Origin of the sequence: Hymenobacter convexus (assembly GCF_030580955.1) — a bacterium.
In the GTDB taxonomy this organism is placed as follows: domain Bacteria; phylum Bacteroidota; class Bacteroidia; order Cytophagales; family Hymenobacteraceae; genus Hymenobacter.
Genome location: NZ_JAUQON010000001.1, coordinates 708,775 through 725,026 on the forward strand (window position 1 = coordinate 708,775; position 16,252 = coordinate 725,026).

Genomic DNA, 16,252 nt, shown 5'->3' on the forward strand with positions numbered 1-16,252 from the left:
ATCGATTAAAGATGTGCTGATTGGCTGGACTTGTCCGGCGGGTTAGCACATCTTCTTTTTTATCCATTTACTATTTCACCAGTGTGCCCCAGGGGCAGCGGTTCTAATGAGGCCTTGAGGCCCGCCGTGGTCGCCGCCCGCAAGCACACATTTTTTCAAACGACCAATGCGTCACGGAAGAAAAATCAACCACCTGGGCCGGACTACCGCCCACCGCCACGCCATGTTGTCGAACATGGCTTCGTCGCTCATCCTGCACAAGCGTCTGACGACGACTGTGGCCAAAGCCAAAGCCCTGCGCAAGTACGTGGAGCCGATGCTGACCAAGTCGAAGGAAGACACGACGCACTCGCGCCGTATGGTGTTCGCTGCTCTGCAGGACAAAGAGTCGATTAAGGAGCTGTTTGGCAACATTTCGGGCAAAATTGCTAACCGTCCCGGTGGCTATACCCGCATCCTGAAGCTGAGCGATACCCGTCTGGGCGACAACGCCGAGATGTGTATCATCGAGCTGGTGGACTTCAACGAGACCCTGATTGAGTCGAAGCAAGCTGCTGCTGATAAGGCTGCTGCTGGCACTACCCGTCGTTCGCGTCGTGGTGGCAAGAAAGCTGCTGGCGACGCTGCTACTTCGGCTACCGAAGTGAAGGGCGAAGCTGTTGCTCCTAATGCTGTAGTTGAGCAGTCGGCTCCGGCTGACACGGCTACTGAAACCGTTAAGGATGGCGAGAGCCGCGAAGAAGCTAAGGCTGACGAAGCTGGTGCTTAATTCGTAGCAATTGCTGCCAAGTTGAAAGGGACGCTCCGCGAGGGGCGTCCCTTTTTTGTGTTTATTTATCGCTTCGTTTTAGCTTGTCATTTCAATGAACCATGCTTTCAATCAAAACAGCAGTTTTAGCAGTGGCATGTGCTGCGTTGCTACATTCGTGTCAGGTAAACCCTCGATTTAGCAAGCTTTCAAGCAAAGAGCAAGCGGAATTACAACCTGCTTCTTTGCCCGATTCCGGTAGGCCGGAGCAAGCAACAACGGGTGTTGGAAGAGGGACTGCGGCCGGAGCGCAGGTCTTTAAGGTGGACGCGGCGGGTATCCAACGATTAGTAGGGGAGAAGGATATTACCCATGTCTATATCTACGGGAGCTTTTGCAAGCCTTGCGTAGCGGAATTGCCTGCAATTATGCGCATGCACGAGGCACGGCCGGGAGTGGGCTTGGTGATGGTGACGCCGGAAAGCTGGGTCGAACTCAATCAGGTGAAACGGTTCTTGGTTGCGCGCCAGGTAGCGTTTCCGACGTACATACTCGATATGGAGAAGTACGGAGATGAGTTCACCGGCATCAAGCGTTATTCTAAGCTGCTGAATGAACTGTACCCGGGTTATACTGGTCCGACAGGATTTCCTACGCACTTGCTGCTGAACCAGCAGCATAAGGTGCTGTATGCGACGGCTGGCGCGGGGTGCTTCAACGCCAGCGTGCTGGATTCGGTGCTGCGGGCAAATCGTTGATGCTACAGTTGAGTGCGGCAATTGGGAACCAGGGGCGTAAGTTTGCGCCGAACTAATCTCACTTAAGTTATGAGCTTCATCTCACAAATTCACGCTCGCCAGATTTTTGATTCCCGCGGTAATCCGACCGTGGAAGTGGACGTAACACTTGATTCGGGCGTAGTAGGCCGCGCCGCCGTTCCTTCGGGCGCCAGCACCGGCAAACACGAAGCTGTAGAATTGCGCGACGACGACAAGTCGATGTACATGGGCAAGGGTGTGCTGAAGGCTGTGGACAACGTGAACAGCAAAATTGCTGAAGAGCTAGTGGGCTTTTCGGTATATGAGCAGGCGCTGCTCGACAAGATTATGCTGGAGATGGATGGCACGCCCAACAAAGCCAATCTGGGGGCCAATGCCATTCTGGGCGTGAGCTTGGCCGCCGCCCGCGCTGCGGCGCAGGACGCCGGCATGCCGCTCTACCGCTACATCGGTGGGGTGGGAGCCAGCACGCTGCCGGTGCCGATGATGAACATCCTGAACGGTGGCTCGCACGCCGACAACTCGATTGACTTCCAGGAGTTCATGATTATGCCGACGGGCGCTTCTTCGTTTTCGGAAGCACTGCGTTGGGGCACGGAAATTTTTCACCACCTGAAGAACGTGCTCAAAAAGCAGGGCTTCAGCACGAACGTAGGTGACGAAGGCGGTTTTGCGCCGAACATTAAGTCGAACGAGGACGCAATCAAGATTGTGTTGCAGGCTATTGAAACGGCCGGTTACCGTCCGGGTGAGGACGTGTTCATTGCGATGGATGCGGCTGTGTCGGAGTTCTACGAGGATGGCGTGTACCACTTCAAGAAGAGCACCGGCGACAAACTGACTTCGAGCCAAATGGTGGACTATTGGGCCGACTGGGTGAAGAAATACCCCATCATCAGCCTGGAAGACGGCATGGACGAGGACGACTGGAGCGGCTGGAAGTCGCTGACGGAGCGCGTGGGCAAGCAGACGCAGCTAGTGGGCGACGACTTGTTCGTGACCAACGTGGACCGTTTGCAGCGTGGCATTGACGAAGGCATTGCCAACGCGATTCTTATCAAGGTGAACCAGATTGGTACCTTGACCGAGACGATTGCCGCCGTGAACCTGGGCCGTCGCAACGGCTACAAGTCCATCATGAGCCACCGCTCGGGTGAGACGGAGGACAGCACAATTGCCGATTTGGCCGTGGCCTTGAACACGGGTCAAATTAAAACGGGTTCGGCTTCGCGCTCGGACCGGATGGCTAAATACAACCAACTGCTACGCATTGAAGAGGAGCTGGGTGAGGTAGCTTACTTCCCCGGGAAGAAGATGTAACCATTCTGATGGTTAGTTGAATAAAAGGCCAATTCCGTGCTAGCGGAATTGGCCTTTTGTATTACCTTTATCCCCGATGAATCTACCTCATTTCATTAGCCCGGTACTCCGGGTGGCCCGCAGTTTCTACTTTCTCACCGGCATGGGCTTTTTGGTCTGGATGTTGGTGTTCGATGCAAACGATTTGGGCAAGCAGTTCGACATCTACCGCAAGTGGCAGGAACTGCGCAACGAGAAGCAATACTACCTCGACAATATTGAGGTGGTGAAAAAAGAGCGAGCCGAGCTAATGAGTTCGCCGGCACTGCTGGAAAAATTTGCGCGGGAGAAATACCTCATGAAACGCCCCGGCGAGGATGTATTCGTGCTGGTGCCCCAAAACGACAATTAACGACTAACCCAGGGCTCGACGCGGCTGGCAGCTTTTTTGCTGTGGGCGCATCGGGCTCTTTTTTTGCCCTTCAAAACAATATTCATTCCTTTTTATCATCAACTTTTCACATGAAACAAACCTACCCTTTGCTGTTTCAAGGCAAGATGCGGCTGGTGCTGCTGGCCGCCATTTTGTGGTGGAGCCAGGCGGCCAACGCCCAGACGTACAACCTACCCACCACGGGCATCACGTCGGTGACGACCTGCTCCGGCACCCTTTATGACGATGGCGGCGCGACGGGCAATTACGCCTTGAATGCCTACGGCGGCACGACGCTAACGCCTTCTACCGCTGGCAACAAAATTCGCCTGCAGTTTTCGGCGTTCAACATCGACCCCTATTACGACGTAGTGCGGATATACGATGGCAGCTCGACCTCGGCCCCGCTGATTGGCGAGTACTCCAACTACAACCTGCCCCCGGCCTCGGTGTATGCCACCAACGCGGCGGGCACGCTGACGGTACTGCTGCAAAGCGACAGCTATTACAGCTACAGCGGTTTCGCGGCATCCATCGCCTGCGTGACGACCGTGCCGCTGGCCGATTTGGCCGTGCAGGGCGCTTCGGTGAGCCCGCTGAGTACGGTGGCCGGCAACTCGGTTTCGCTGAGCTGCTCCATTTACAACATTGGCGCGGGCACGGCCCCCAGCAGCAGCGTGGGCTACTATTTCTCGGCCGATGCCACGCTGGACGCCAGTGACGTGTTGCTGACCAATACGACGGGCTACACGCTGAATTCGGGCGTGTCGAGCACGCGCTACGCCACGGCCACCATTCCGGCCACGGCCGCGCCGGGCAACTACTACATCCTGTTTGTGGGCGACTACCAGAACCAGGTGACGGAAAGCAACGAAGCCAACAACGTAGCATCGGTGAACGTGACGGTGGTAGCGCCGAGTATCGACCTGACCATTCAGCAGGCCACTGTTTCGCCGCTGAATACTGCTGTGGGCACGCCCATCAACATGAACTGCTACATCCTGAATTCGGGCAACGCGGTGGCGGCCAGCAGCAGCGTGGGCTTCTACATCTCGACCGATGCCACGCTCGATGCCAGCGACGTGCTGCTTACCTCGCAGTACGGCGGCTCGCTGACGACGACTTACTCATCGTCGCGCTACGGCACGGCGGCCATTCCGACGGGCCTCACGCCCGGTACGTACTACATCCTGTTCGTGGCCGATTACCAGAATCAGGTAAGCGAAACCAACGAAACCAATAACGTGGCTTCGGTGGCCATCACGGTGGCCCCTCCGGGCGTTGACCTAGTGGTGCAGCAGGAGTCGCTGTACCCCAGCTCCAGCGCCGCCGGTGGCACCACGCAGGCCTCGGCCTCGATTTATAACCAGGGCAACGTGACGGCGACGAGCAGCAACATGGGCTTCTACCTTTCGACCAACACCACGTTTGATGCCAACGACGTGCTGTTGTACACGGCTTCGGGCACCGCACTGGGCTCCAGCCTGTCGTCGTACCGCTCGGGCTACCTCACCATTCCGGCCGGCACCACGCCCGGCAGCTACTACATCCTGTTTGTGGCCGACCCCACCAACCTGGTGACGGAAACCAACGAAACCAACAACGTGCGCAGCGTGGCCTTTACGGTGATTGCGCCTTCGATTGACCTGACGGTGTCGTCGGTCTACGTATCGCCGAGCACGGTGGCGTCGGGTGGTTCGGCCAACACCTCGGCCTACTTGTATAACCAGGGCAACGCCACGGCCAGCCCGGCCAACATGAGCTTCTACCTGTCGACGAACACCACGTTTGACGCCAGCGACGTGCTGGTGGGCAGCCAGAACAACGCCTCCCTGACCGCCGGCAACTACGTCAGCATCTATTCCACCATCACGGTGCCGGCCGCTACGGCTTCGGGTACTTATTACCTGCTGTTTGTGGCCGACCCCACCAACCTGGTGGCCGAGACCAACGAGAACAACAACGTCGCCTACACGACCCTGACGGTAACGGCCCCAGGCATCGACCTGCAGGTGAGCCAGCCCTACGCAACGCCGTACACAGTGGGCGTGGGCGCTTCACTCAGCCTGTCTTCGTACATCTACAACACCGGTACGCTGGTATCGCCGAGCAGCACGATGGGCTACTACTTGTCGACCAACTCGGTGCTGGACGCCAGCGACGTGCTGCTGACTACGGTGACTGGCACTTCGCTTGCGGCCAACTCGAGCTCGTACCGCACGGCTACGGCCACGGTGCCGTCGGGCACGACGCCCGGCTATTACTACGTATTGTTTGCGGCCGACCCCGCCAATGCGGTTTCGGAAACCAACGAAACCAACAACGTAGCTTACACCACGATTCAGGTAACGGTGCCGTCCATCGACCTGCAGATTACGCAAATGTATCTGGGCGCCACTTCGGTAGCGCCCGGCGCCACGATGTCGGTTTCTTCCTACGTTTACAACGCGGGCAACACCAGCTCGCCGAGCAGCAACGTGGGCTATTACCTGTCGACCAACACCACGCTGGACGCCAACGATGTGCTGCTGACCACGACCACGGGTGGGGTACTTGGTAGCTACCAGTACCTCTCCTCGGCGGGTACGGTGACGATTCCGACCGGAACGACGGCGGGCAATTACTACATGCTGGCCGTGGCCGACCCCACTAACGTGGTGAGCGAAACCAACGAAACCAACAACGTGGCCTACTACCAGTTCACGGTGACGGGGCCGTTTACGGGCACGGTGGTGCCTTATACCGGCACCGCTACGGTGACGACCTGCAGCACGACGGTGTACGACCACGGGGGCTTCGGCAACTACTCGGACAACGCCAACGGCACCCTCGTTATCAACCCCGGCACAACGGGCAGCCGCGTGCAGCTCACCTTCAACTCATTTGCCGTTGAAACCTGCTGCGATGCCTTGCGCATCTACGATGGCCCGAACGCCCAGTCGCCTTTGCTGGCCACGCTGACTTATCTGCCCACGCTGCCCATTCAGGCCAGCGCCACCAACACGTCGGGCGCCCTCACGCTGGTATTTACCAGCGACGGTAGCGTGACGGCTTCGGGCTTCGATGCAGTGGTGTCGTGCGTGAATGCGCCCACGGTATTGCCCGACTTGCTGCTGACCCAGATTGGCGCTTCGCCCTCGTCGGTGCCGGCCGGTGGCAACTTGTCGCTGAGCGCCACGATTCAGAATCAGGGGGTGGGTTCGGCCGCTACGTCGGCCGTGGGGTATTACCTCTCCACCAACCAAACGCTGGACGCCAGCGACGTACTGCTGGGCACCAGCGCCGGCTCGGCCCTCGCCTCGGGTGCCAGCGCCAACCGCCAGCTGACGCCTCCTGTACCGGCTAACACCGCCGTAGGTGCCTACTATGTTCTCTTCGTGGCCGACCCGCTGAACGTGGAAACGGAAACCAACGAGAGCAATAACCTGGCTGCCCTGGCCGTGACGGTAACCCGTGGCACCGCTACCCGCGACCAGACGACGGGCTACACCGTGGCCGTGGCGCCGAACCCGGTGGTGAGCGGCAACGCCCTGCGCGTGCAGCTGAGCGGCACTGGTAACAGCGGTGCCGCCTCGGTTGACCTCTACAACGCCCTCGGCCAGCGCGTGCTGACCCAGGCCATGCAACTGGGTGCCGGCCGTGCCAACCAAGCCGAACTCCCCACCCAGGGTCTGGCCACGGGCGTGTACACCCTGCGCCTCACCGGCAGCGGCCTGAGCGTGACGCGCCGCGTGGTGATTGAATAAGTAAATAGCTGAAACCAGTGCCGACGGCGCTGGAACGAAGGCGGCAGGCCCGGCGTAACAGCCGGACCGGCCGCCTTCGCTTATTTTGGGCCATGGTAGAAATGATGCGCTATTGGCCTGTGTTGGTGCTGGTGGCCGCAGGAACAGGCCTGCCTCTGGGCAGAATACTTCCAGCGCAGGCCGAGCGTCGGCCCGGGCAAGCGCAGGCAGCCGGATTGTTTCTGCAGGCTGTGCTCCGCGCCAACTACCCGGCCGCCTATGCCCGTCTGGCGCCGGAAGTGCGCCAGGGCCTTAGCCTCGCCCGCTTTGCGGCGGCTGCCCGGCCACTTTGGAAAAGCGGCCAACGACATGGAAATACTATCGAACTGTATAAACTGGGCGTGCGGCTGGGCGACCGAGGAGGCTCCCGGCTGTTCTACACCTTCTCTTTCGCCACCGATTCGGCGGCCAGGAGCCCATCGGAACTGCTGGAAGTGACATTCCGGGACACGGCAACGCGGGCCGTGCTGGGCTTCAGTCTGCGCACTCCAGCCAGAGTAACCGGTAGCCGGCCCGTTTCGGAAAGCCCCAAAAAATAGTGGGTGAACGCCACCTTGGCTTCGAAAGGTAATGGGTGGATTGTCAGGCATGGGCATCCAGCGCCTGCGCCGACGGCGCGAACGTGCCCCCGGTGGCGGGCACTACGGCCATGGCCGCCCGCGCATAATGCCGCTGCAGGCCCACCGCCAGCCAGAACAATACGATGACCCGCGGCTCCTGCCAAAAGTCCTGCGTGAAAGAATGCAGCAGGAAAAACAGCAGATAGGCCGTGAAACCCACCTGAGCGGGCGTTTGCTGCCCCCGAAACACCCACTTCAACTGGCGGACCAGCAAGTAGCCCAGCAGCAATAGGCCTGAGAGCAGCCCGAGAGCGCCGGATTCGGCCAGCCAGTCGAGGTAAAGGTTGTGGGCGTTCATGCGCCGCAGGGTGGGGGTATAGTTGGGGTGGGCCGGGTCGTGGCGCACAAAATCGAGGTAGCGGTCGGGGAAAGTGCCCGGGCCCACGCCCACTACGGGCTCCTGCTGGAACAGGTCGAGGCTGAACACCCAACGACTCATGCGCTCGGCGTTCGATTCATTGGCCGAGGAAAAGTCGCTCACCGAGCCCAACTCGTGCAAGAGGTTGGTTTTGGTGGCCGTGGGCGGGTGCGGGTGCGCGATATTGATAACCTGCCAGGCGCTGAGCACCAAGCAGCTGGCTACCGCCCAAGGAAGCAGCAACCGCACGCCCGCCTCGCGCCCCGAGAAGGCCAGCAGCAGTAGCGCCTGGGCCAGCAGCGAGATGTAGGACGCCCGCGAGTACGAAAACGCCACCACCATGAGCACGCCCGTGAGCAGTAGCGTGATGAGGAAGCGGCCGCGCTGGTTTTGCGCCCGCGGGTGATAGAGCAGCACCATGTTCAGCAGCAGGATGAGCGGCTCCAGCAGCACCGTGAGGTTGGTGTGACCATGTTCGAGGAAGGGCTGGGCCACGAAGTACGAAACCGTATAGGAAATGCCAACTACCGCGTGACGCACCAATGTGTAGGCGGCCAGCAGGCCGGTGCCCAGGGCCAGCGCGCCCAGCGCTCGGTACCATTCGGTGCGCTCGAGCCGCAGCACCCGCTGCACCCCGTAGCCAAACCCAATGTAGAGCAGCACCGTGGCAAAATACTTGGCCGAAACCAGCACATCGCCCGAAAAAACCGTGGACAGAAACAACGCCCCCACGTGCAGGCCAATGAGCTTATCGAGGCGCCGCGTGGTGCGGGGCCAGGCCACCCAGCCGGCCAGCAGGCCCACCACCAAAACGCCCACCGTGGCAGCCATGAGTGGCTCGGACGCCAGCAGCAGCCCAAAGTGCCAACGCGGCGAAAACCACGATACCGACAACGGCACACTGGCCAGCGCCACGTAAAACATCCCTAACAATAGATGCCGGAAACGCGAAGGAGTCATGCAGAAAAAATAAACGCACCACCGCCCGGTGCAATGAAACTCGTCGACGCTACCCGATTTTTTTGCCCGCCATGGCCTGCTGAATGGAAATGTTCATCACCCGCTCGGCGTAGGGGCGCGTCAGCTCGTCCAGCTCGTCCATGGCTTTGAGGATGGGGTCGCGCTCGGTGCCGGCCAAGGCGGCACGTACCGTGGCTACCTGCGCTTCGGTGTCGGCCAACTCGGTTTCGGTGAGGTGCTGGCGGTTTTTGCGGGTGAAATTGTCTACCTGGTAGAGCAACTGCTCGGCGGCGGTGCGGGCTTCGATGAGCAGGCGGGCGGCCACGTCGTCTTTGGCATTTACTAGGGAGTCCATCAGCATCTGCTCCACCTGCTCGTCGGTGAGACCGTACTGGGGCTTGATTTCGACTTGCTGACGCGTGTTCGAGCGGAGTTCAATGGCCTCTACTTTCAGAATGCCGTCGGCGTTCAGCAGAAAGTTGACATCCACCTTGGGCAGGCCCGCCGGCATGGCCGGAATGCCGGTGAGCACGAACTCGCCCAGCTTGCGGTTCTGGCTCACGAGGTCGCGCTCGCCTTGGTACACGGCAATTTTGAGATTTACCTGCCCGTCCACGCTGGTGGTGTACTGGCGGCCGGCCTTGGTCGGAATCTTAGAATTGCGCGGAATAATGGGGTCGAGCAGGCCGCCCAGCGTCTCGATGCCCAGCGTGAGCGGCGTCACGTCGAGCAGGAGTACATCGCGGCGGTTGCCAGCCAGAATATCGGCCTGAATGGCCGCGCCCAGCGCCACCACTTCGTCGGGGTTGAGGGAGTTGTTGGCCGGCTGGCCGAAGAACTCCGATACGGCGTCGTACACGAGCGGCACGCGCGTGGAACCGCCCACCAGCAGCACGGCATCGAGCTGGGTGGTGAGCTTGGCGTCGGCCAACGCCTGGCGGCAGGCCGCGATGGTGCGGTCCACCAGCGGGCGGACGAGGTCGTTGAACTGCGCGCGCGTGAGCGTGACGGTGGTGTTTTGCCCGGCTTCGTCGGTCAGGTGCGTGGTGAAGTCGTCGTGCTGGCTGAGATATTTCTTCGCCATTTCGGCGGCCAAGCGCAGCTGCTGTTGCAGGTGTGGGTTGGTGTGGAAGCTTTCCGGGAGGCCAAACGTGGCGGTCCAATGGTTTACCACGGCGCGGTCGAGGTCGTCGCCGCCCAGGTAGGTGTCGCCGTTGGTGCTCAGCACTTCAAAGATGCCTTGCTGAATGCGCAGAATGCTGATGTCGAAGGTGCCGCCGCCGAGGTCGTACACGGCCACGGTTTTTTCCTCGTCGGGGTCGAGGCCGATGCCGTAGGCCAGCGCGGCAGCCGTGGGCTCGTTCACGATGCGCAGCACTTCGAGGCCGGCTAGGCGGCCAGCGTCGCGCGTGGCTTGGCGCTGCGAGTCGTTGAAATAAGCCGGCACGGTGATGACGGCGCGGTTGACCGGCGTTTTGAGGGCGTGCTCGGCGCGGGCGCGCAGCTCTTTCAGAATATCGGCCGACAGCTCGATGGGCGAGAAAAACCGGTCATCGACGCGGATTTTGACCAAGCCTTCGGAATTGTCATCGATGACCTTGTAACCAAGCTGGGTGGCGTGCTGGCCCAGGTCGCGGTAGCTTTTGCCCAGCAGGCGCTTCACCGAATAGATGGTGCGCTGCGGGTCGGTGAGCAGAAACTCGCGGGCTTCGGTGCCGATGACGGGCTCGGCCCCGTTGGCCGGGAAGTGCACCACCGAGGGCACGATGGTGCCGCGGCCCAGGTCGTTGATGGCCATGGGCTGACGGGTTTCGGGGTGCACGTAGGCCACCAGGCTGTTGGTGGTGCCCAGGTCGATGCCCACAATAATTTCTTCTTGCTGGAGGCTGCCGGTGGCAAGATTGATAGCGACTGTAGCCATATATGCTGAGGCCGGCGCTGCGGCTGGCCCAAAAGGAAATAAAAAAATAACGCCGCGTGGCGTGGCACAAAAGTAGCCCCTAAACCACCCCGGCCCGGAAATGATGCAGAGTTGGCAATTGAGGTTGGCCAAAGCCCGAATTTTATTCGGCTATTTTATAAAAGTTCCAAACCGAAACGATTGTTGGGCACGTAAAGAGAGAACAATAGCACACAACTACCGGGAAACTAATCATCTGACTGCTCCGGCAATCAGTGTTCAGCTTCCGTATTGCCTCCTTTTTTTTCACCATAACCCGTTCTTTTACATGAAAAATCTGCTTACTCGTCCTCTACTTCCCGTTGCGCTACTCGCAACTGCGGTGGGAGGGATACTGGCCCTGAGTGGCCAGCACAACACGCTGGAGGCCTCGAGCCACCGCGAAGCCCCGCTCATCGCCGACGACCCTCTGGCCGACAACACCGACCTGTATGTGTTCCGCTCGCCCGATGCCCCGAACAACGACGGCAACGCCACGGCTACCATCATTGCCAACTACATTCCGTTTGAGCTGCCGCAGGGCGGCCCCAACTTCAACTCGTTCGGCGAAAACATTCGCTACGAAATCCACGTCAAAAACAACCCCGCCACAACGGGCGACGACATTACCTACCGCTTCACGTTCACCCGCACCAACCAGGCCCCGACGACCTTTTTCCGGGTACGGCTGGGCCAGGAAAACATGAAGACCACCTATCAGCTGGAGCAAAGCTTGGCCGGTGGTGCCTTCACAACCTTAGTGGCGGCCGGACAGGTGCCTGCCCCTAACATCGGGCCGCGGTCCATCACCAGTACGCCAGCTGGCCTGGGCCAAACCAATTACCAAACCTATCTGGAAAGCACTGTTCAGCAGGTGGCTACTACCGGGGGCAACATGCAGATATACTGCGGTCCCTCCGACGACGCCTTCTTCACCGACCTGGGTGCTATTTTCGACCTGGGGGCAGTGCGCTCGCCCGGTGGCGCCCGCGATGGCCTAGCCCGCAAGAACGTGCACAGCATTGTGATGAAGATTCCGGTGGCCGCCCTGGTTCGGACCGGCACCCCGGCTCTCACGGCCACTACCAACCCCTTGGCGGGCACCACCTCGCCGGCCTCGCCCGTGTCGCCCTACACCATTGGTGTGTGGGCTTCGGCCAGCCGCCTGTCGTTGCGCACCATCAATACCGACGGTACGCAGACCCAAACCGGCACCTATGTGCAGGTATCGCGCCTTGGCATGCCCCTCACCAACGAGGTGGTGCAGCCAGTTGGCATGAAGGACGCCTGGAACAACGACACTCCGTATGGGGTGGCCACGCCGGCCGCCGGTTCGCGGCAGGCCATGTTTGAGGCCAACCTGAAAAATCCCGAGCTGGGTTTGTATATGGCTGACAACACGCCCGTAAACGGCGCCGCTCCCAAGCCGGCCGGCCAGACCTACTATGGCGAAGCCATCCAAGGCCCGGTAGGACCGACCCGGGGCCTGGGGCTGTTGCGCATTCAGTCCAAGTCGCTGGCGGGCCTGTTGCCCGCGCCTTTTGCTGCTGGCTTCGACTTCCGGAACGGCGCACCGGGCCTGGCTCCCCTTTTGGGCAACGCGCTGACGAACGGCACGGCCCTTGCCCCCGTTGCACAGGGTGGATTTGGCGAAGTGCTGTTGAACGGCGGCGCGAGCGGTGCTCCGCGTTCGGTAGATTTGCTGCCCCTGTTCCATACCGGCGTGCCCAACCTGCCTCCGTACCAGTTGGCTACCGGCAAAACCGGCAACAACCCGCTGACGGCTGGCAAGCCTTTCATCAACAACTTCCTGCCGACTTTCGGCGATATGCTGCGCATCAACTTGGCGGTGCAGCCTACCTCACGCACCTCGCCCGACTTTAGCTCGGAGGGCTTGCTTGCTGCGGCTGCACTTGGCCTCACCGATGTTCGCTACACTGCCAGCGGCGCCAACTACATTGCCATCCCGAACATGGACGGCTTCCCGAACGGCCGGCGCCTCGAAGACGACGTGACCCGCATCGAGTTGCAAGCCGTGAGCGGCGTGGTGCTGGCTGCCATCGGCCTCTGGTACGACGACTACACGGTGGGTACTTCCACTACGCCCGTAACGGCGCAGTTGGGCAACGTATTGAGCTTCAGCACGAATGTGGAGCGCAACGACACCACCTTCCGCACTACCTTCCCGTTTGTGCAAACGCCTTGGAGCGGCACCACCGCGCAGCGTGTGGCCCTGGCCCAGCGTTCTACGAACCTCGGCCTCTCGCCGAACCTGACCGTGGCCCAGGCCTACCCGAACCCCTTCATCGGGAGCACTACGCTGCACTTTGAGCTGCCGGCCAAAGGCACGATGAGCCTCGTTATCAGCGATGTGACGGGCCGTCGGGTAGCTACCGTTGCCAAGGACAAAACCTTTGCTCAGGGCGTGAACGAGCTGACCTGGACTCCGGGCCGTGATGTGGCTGCTGGCCAGTACATCGCCACGCTGTACAGCGGCCAGACGGTCGTGCAGTCGGTCCGCATCGAGCGGCAGTAAAGTAGGTCCGTATCTTGTCTGAACAGAGCCGTCGTTGGGCCCAAGCAGGGACTGGCGGCGGCTTTTTTCATACCTTTATTTCCGCCGTGAAATCCGGTTTCTTCCAACAGTCTTCTGCTTTGAAAAAGTATCTATACCCTGCCTTATTGGTGGTTTTCGGCCTGCTGGCTGCCGCTATTTTTGTTTTCAAGAAACCCGCTCCGCGCACGCCGGAGCTGAAAATGCGCCACGGCGACCTGGCGGCCGGCGGCGAATGGCTAAATACAAAGGCCGCCATTGAAGGCCTGCTGGCCAAGCTGCGCACCAATCCCAACGACCAGAAAAGCCGCCTGCTGCTGGCCCAGGCTTACATGCAGGAAGCCCGCGTGACCGGCGACCACCCTTACTACGACGGTGCCGCTATGGAACTGCTGGAAGAAGTGGTGCGGGCTGAGCCCGAAAACTTCGAGGCTCTGTGCTGCAAAGCCTCGCTGTGCCTCACCCAGCACCATTTTGCCCAGGGCTTGGGCATTGCCGAACAGGCTCAGAAGCTGAACCCCAACAGCGGCTTCGTTTACGGCTTGCTGACCGACGCCAACGTGGAAATGGGCCACTACGACGAGGCAGTGAAGATGGCCGACAAGATGAATGCCCTGCGCCCCGACTTGTCGGCGTATGCCCGCGTGAGCTACCTGCGCGAGATTTATGGCGACGTGCCGGGCGCTATTCAGGCCATGGACATGGCGGCCAAAGCCGGCTACATTGGCCTAGAGCAAACGGAGTGGACCCGGGTAGCGCTGGCCCACCTCTATGAAGTGAGCGGCGACACCGCCCACGCCCACGGCTACTACCTGATGGCGCTGGCTGCCCGCCCCGGCTACGCCTACGCGCTGGCCGGCCTGGGCCGCATTGCCGCCGCCCGCCAGGATTACGCAACGGCCATCAAGTACTTTCAGCAGGCGCGCGTCACGGTGAAGGATTATGCGTTTACCGACGAGCTGACTGATTTGTACCGCCTCAATGGCCAACCTGCCGAATCAAAAAAAATGGCCGCGGAATCCATCGACATGCTGGCTAGTGCTGCTAAAGAAGCCGACGACAACGAGCAGATGGGCCACTACGCCGACCGTGAACTGGCCTACGCCTACCTCAAAACCAACGAGCTGGACAAGGCCCTGGAACACGCCAAAATCGAGTACGCCCGCCGGCCCGACAACATCGACGTGAACGAAACCATGGCTTGGGTGCTCTACAAGCGCGGCGAGTTTGCCGAAGCCCAGAAGTACATGCAGGTGGCCCGCCGCACCGGCTCCAAAAACCCCGTGCTACTGGGCCGGGCCGGCCTCATCCTCACCAAGCTGGGCAAAACCGCCGAGGGCCAGGCCCTGATTCAAAACTCTCTCAAAACCGCCCCCTACCTCAACTCTGAGGTGGAAGCGGAGGGCCGGAAGATGCTGGCGGCGCGGTAAAACTGTAGCACGGACTCCGCGAGTCCGCGTATTGCAGAACGTTCACCCAGGCGCAGACTCCCAGAGTCCGCGCTACCCTGCGCCGGAACCGCTCGTTATGAAACCAACCGTACTGCCTGCTGAAATACGTTTGCTGCGACGCGCTTTTGTGTTGCTGCCGCTGCTGCTGTTGCTGGCCCTGCCAGCCGCCGCGCACGTCCTCAACACGGACCTGAGCAAGCTTTCACGCACGGAGATTTTCTGGACGTACCTGCAGCTGGGCTTCACGCACATCATTCCGCTAGGGTTCGACCACATTCTGTTCATCATCAGCCTTTACATTCTGGAGCCGCGCCTCAAACCGGTGCTTATGCAGGCCACGGCCTTCACCGTGGCGCACTCCATCACGCTGGGAATGGCCATGTACGGGCTGATTTCGCCCCCCTCGGCCGTAATTGAGCCCATTATTGCGCTGTCCATCCTGTTCGTGGCCATCGAAAACATCATCACCGACAAGCTGAACCCCTGGCGGCTGCTCATCGTGTTTGGCTTTGGACTGGTGCACGGCATGGGGTTCGCCTCGGCGCTTACCGGGCTGGGGCTGCCGCAGAAAGACTATTTTGGCTCGCTCATCTCCTTCAACGTTGGCGTGGAACTGGGGCAGGTCTCGGTGATTTTGCTGTGCTGGGCGCTGGTGGGCCGCTGGGCCGCTCACAAAACCTGGTATAAGCAGCGCGTGGTGGTGCCGGTGTCGGTGGTTATCGGGCTGGTGGCCGCCTACTGGACCGTCGAGCGCGTCTTTTTTGCTTAATAATGCCCACCGCGGCAGTCTGTTTGCCGTCTGCTTTCCGTACTTGGTAGATGCGGGCTATAGCCGAGCATTCGCCCGCGTTAATTTCCTTTGGTTGCCGCTTATGTCCCGTCAGTTCCTCACGCTGCTGTTGCTGCTCAACTACCTGCTGGTAGTGGGGGCCGGCCTCGTGGAACGCCCGGCGCGGCCCATTACCCGGCCTTTTGCCTATGTGCACAGCCCCGATTGCCAGCTGAAGCACACTCTACGTCTGGCCTGTTTCGATGACTGCAACGGCGTGCAGTACACCGTGAAGAAAACCGGCGAACGCCTGCCGTTGCAGCAGCTGCTCAATTCTTTTAAAGGCCTGGACACGCACTGCCTCTCGGAGGTGCGTGTGGCATTTGCCTGGCCGGTTTTTATTGCCTCGGAATCCCGGTCGGCGGCCCGCGTAGTGGCCGTGCCCGTTGGGTACCGGGGCCAGATTGAGTTGCCGCCCCGTCGGGGATAAGTTGATTTCGGGCCTTATCTACCTTCGAAGCGAGGGCAAATAGGGCCGTGGTGCGCGTTTGCCGCTA

General features: G+C 60.4%; 12 protein-coding genes. 10 read left to right on the forward strand and 2 right to left on the reverse strand.

The genetic code is table 11. From position 1 onward, the window contains the following. Nucleotides 1–166 precede the first annotated feature (166 nt). The 6 genes from rplQ (at nt 167) to Q4S41_RS02900 (ending at nt 7,583) form a co-directional block, all read left to right on the forward strand. Entirely contained in the window at nt 167–769 is a 603-nt protein-coding gene (gene rplQ, locus Q4S41_RS02875) for a 50S ribosomal protein L17 (RefSeq protein WP_305029588.1), read from the forward strand. A 101-nt stretch (nt 770–870) separates the two neighbouring features. Beyond that, nucleotides 871–1,506: a TlpA family protein disulfide reductase gene (locus Q4S41_RS02880; protein WP_305029589.1), complete on the forward strand. Its 636-nt coding sequence runs from the start codon at nt 871–873 to the stop codon at nt 1,504–1,506. A 69-nt stretch (nt 1,507–1,575) separates the two neighbouring features. Beyond that, a complete protein-coding gene (gene eno / locus Q4S41_RS02885; protein ID WP_305029590.1) occupies nt 1,576–2,847 on the forward strand; it encodes a phosphopyruvate hydratase in 1,272 nt (423 codons plus the stop codon). Nucleotides 2,848–2,923: 76 nt separating this feature from the next. Next, nucleotides 2,924–3,238 (forward strand): FtsB family cell division protein, encoded by a 315-nt coding sequence (locus Q4S41_RS02890; RefSeq protein WP_305029591.1) that lies wholly within the window; start codon nt 2,924–2,926, stop codon nt 3,236–3,238. Nucleotides 3,239–3,348: 110 nt separating this feature from the next. Continuing rightward, complete coding sequence (locus Q4S41_RS02895; protein ID WP_305029592.1) at nt 3,349–7,005, forward strand: CARDB domain-containing protein; 3,657 nt, start codon at nt 3,349–3,351, stop codon at nt 7,003–7,005. Between the two features lie 101 nt (nt 7,006–7,106). Beyond that, a complete protein-coding gene (locus tag Q4S41_RS02900; RefSeq protein WP_305029593.1) occupies nt 7,107–7,583 on the forward strand; it encodes a hypothetical protein in 477 nt (158 codons plus the stop codon). A 43-nt stretch (nt 7,584–7,626) separates the two neighbouring features. Here Q4S41_RS02900 and Q4S41_RS02905 read toward each other — a convergent pair whose 3' ends face one another. Together Q4S41_RS02905 and hscA are read right to left on the reverse strand one after the other, a co-directional pair. After that, a complete protein-coding gene (locus tag Q4S41_RS02905; protein ID WP_305029594.1) occupies nt 7,627–8,982 on the reverse strand; it encodes an O-antigen ligase family protein in 1,356 nt (451 codons plus the stop codon). A 49-nt stretch (nt 8,983–9,031) separates the two neighbouring features. Beyond that, nucleotides 9,032–10,903 (reverse strand): Fe-S protein assembly chaperone HscA, encoded by a 1,872-nt coding sequence (gene hscA / locus Q4S41_RS02910; protein ID WP_305029595.1) that lies wholly within the window; start codon nt 10,901–10,903, stop codon nt 9,032–9,034. Between the two features lie 307 nt (nt 10,904–11,210). Here hscA and Q4S41_RS02915 point away from each other — a divergent pair, with 307 nt between their 5' ends. The 4 genes from Q4S41_RS02915 (at nt 11,211) to Q4S41_RS02930 (ending at nt 16,185) form a co-directional block, all read left to right on the forward strand. After that, the gene (locus Q4S41_RS02915; protein ID WP_305029596.1) at nt 11,211–13,457 is read left to right on the forward strand and encodes a DUF4331 family protein; all 2,247 of its coding nucleotides are present in this window, start codon (nt 11,211–11,213) and stop codon (nt 13,455–13,457) included. Between the two features lie 119 nt (nt 13,458–13,576). After that, the gene (locus Q4S41_RS02920) at nt 13,577–14,905 is read left to right on the forward strand and encodes a tetratricopeptide repeat protein (RefSeq protein ID WP_305029597.1); all 1,329 of its coding nucleotides are present in this window, start codon (nt 13,577–13,579) and stop codon (nt 14,903–14,905) included. A 97-nt stretch (nt 14,906–15,002) separates the two neighbouring features. Beyond that, nucleotides 15,003–15,695 carry a HupE/UreJ family protein gene (locus Q4S41_RS02925; protein ID WP_305029598.1) on the forward strand — a complete coding sequence of 231 codons (693 nt, stop codon included), beginning with the start codon at nt 15,003–15,005 and terminating at the stop codon, nt 15,693–15,695. A 103-nt stretch (nt 15,696–15,798) separates the two neighbouring features. Then, on the forward strand, nt 15,799–16,185 hold the full coding sequence (locus Q4S41_RS02930) for a hypothetical protein (RefSeq protein ID WP_305029599.1): 387 nt from the start codon (nt 15,799–15,801) through the stop codon (nt 16,183–16,185). Nucleotides 16,186–16,252 lie beyond the last annotated feature (67 nt).

Bases quoted from the DNA above. Each gene is read 5' to 3' on its own strand.
- rplQ (WP_305029588.1), top strand. From the start codon at position 167: ATGCGTCACGGAAGAAAAATCAACCACCTGGGCCGGACTACCGCCCAC.
- Q4S41_RS02880 (WP_305029589.1), top strand. From the start codon at position 871: ATGCTTTCAATCAAAACAGCAGTTTTAGCAGTGGCATGTGCTGCGTTG.
- eno (WP_305029590.1), top strand. From the start codon at position 1,576: ATGAGCTTCATCTCACAAATTCACGCTCGCCAGATTTTTGATTCCCGC.
- Q4S41_RS02890 (WP_305029591.1), top strand. From the start codon at position 2,924: ATGAATCTACCTCATTTCATTAGCCCGGTACTCCGGGTGGCCCGCAGT.
- Q4S41_RS02895 (WP_305029592.1), top strand. From the start codon at position 3,349: ATGAAACAAACCTACCCTTTGCTGTTTCAAGGCAAGATGCGGCTGGTG.
- Q4S41_RS02900 (WP_305029593.1), top strand. From the start codon at position 7,107: ATGATGCGCTATTGGCCTGTGTTGGTGCTGGTGGCCGCAGGAACAGGC.
- Q4S41_RS02905 (WP_305029594.1), bottom strand. From the start codon at position 8,982: ATGACTCCTTCGCGTTTCCGGCATCTATTGTTAGGGATGTTTTACGTG.
- hscA (WP_305029595.1), bottom strand. From the start codon at position 10,903: ATGGCTACAGTCGCTATCAATCTTGCCACCGGCAGCCTCCAGCAAGAA.
- Q4S41_RS02915 (WP_305029596.1), top strand. From the start codon at position 11,211: ATGAAAAATCTGCTTACTCGTCCTCTACTTCCCGTTGCGCTACTCGCA.
- Q4S41_RS02925 (WP_305029598.1), top strand. From the start codon at position 15,003: ATGAAACCAACCGTACTGCCTGCTGAAATACGTTTGCTGCGACGCGCT.
- Q4S41_RS02930 (WP_305029599.1), top strand. From the start codon at position 15,799: ATGTCCCGTCAGTTCCTCACGCTGCTGTTGCTGCTCAACTACCTGCTG.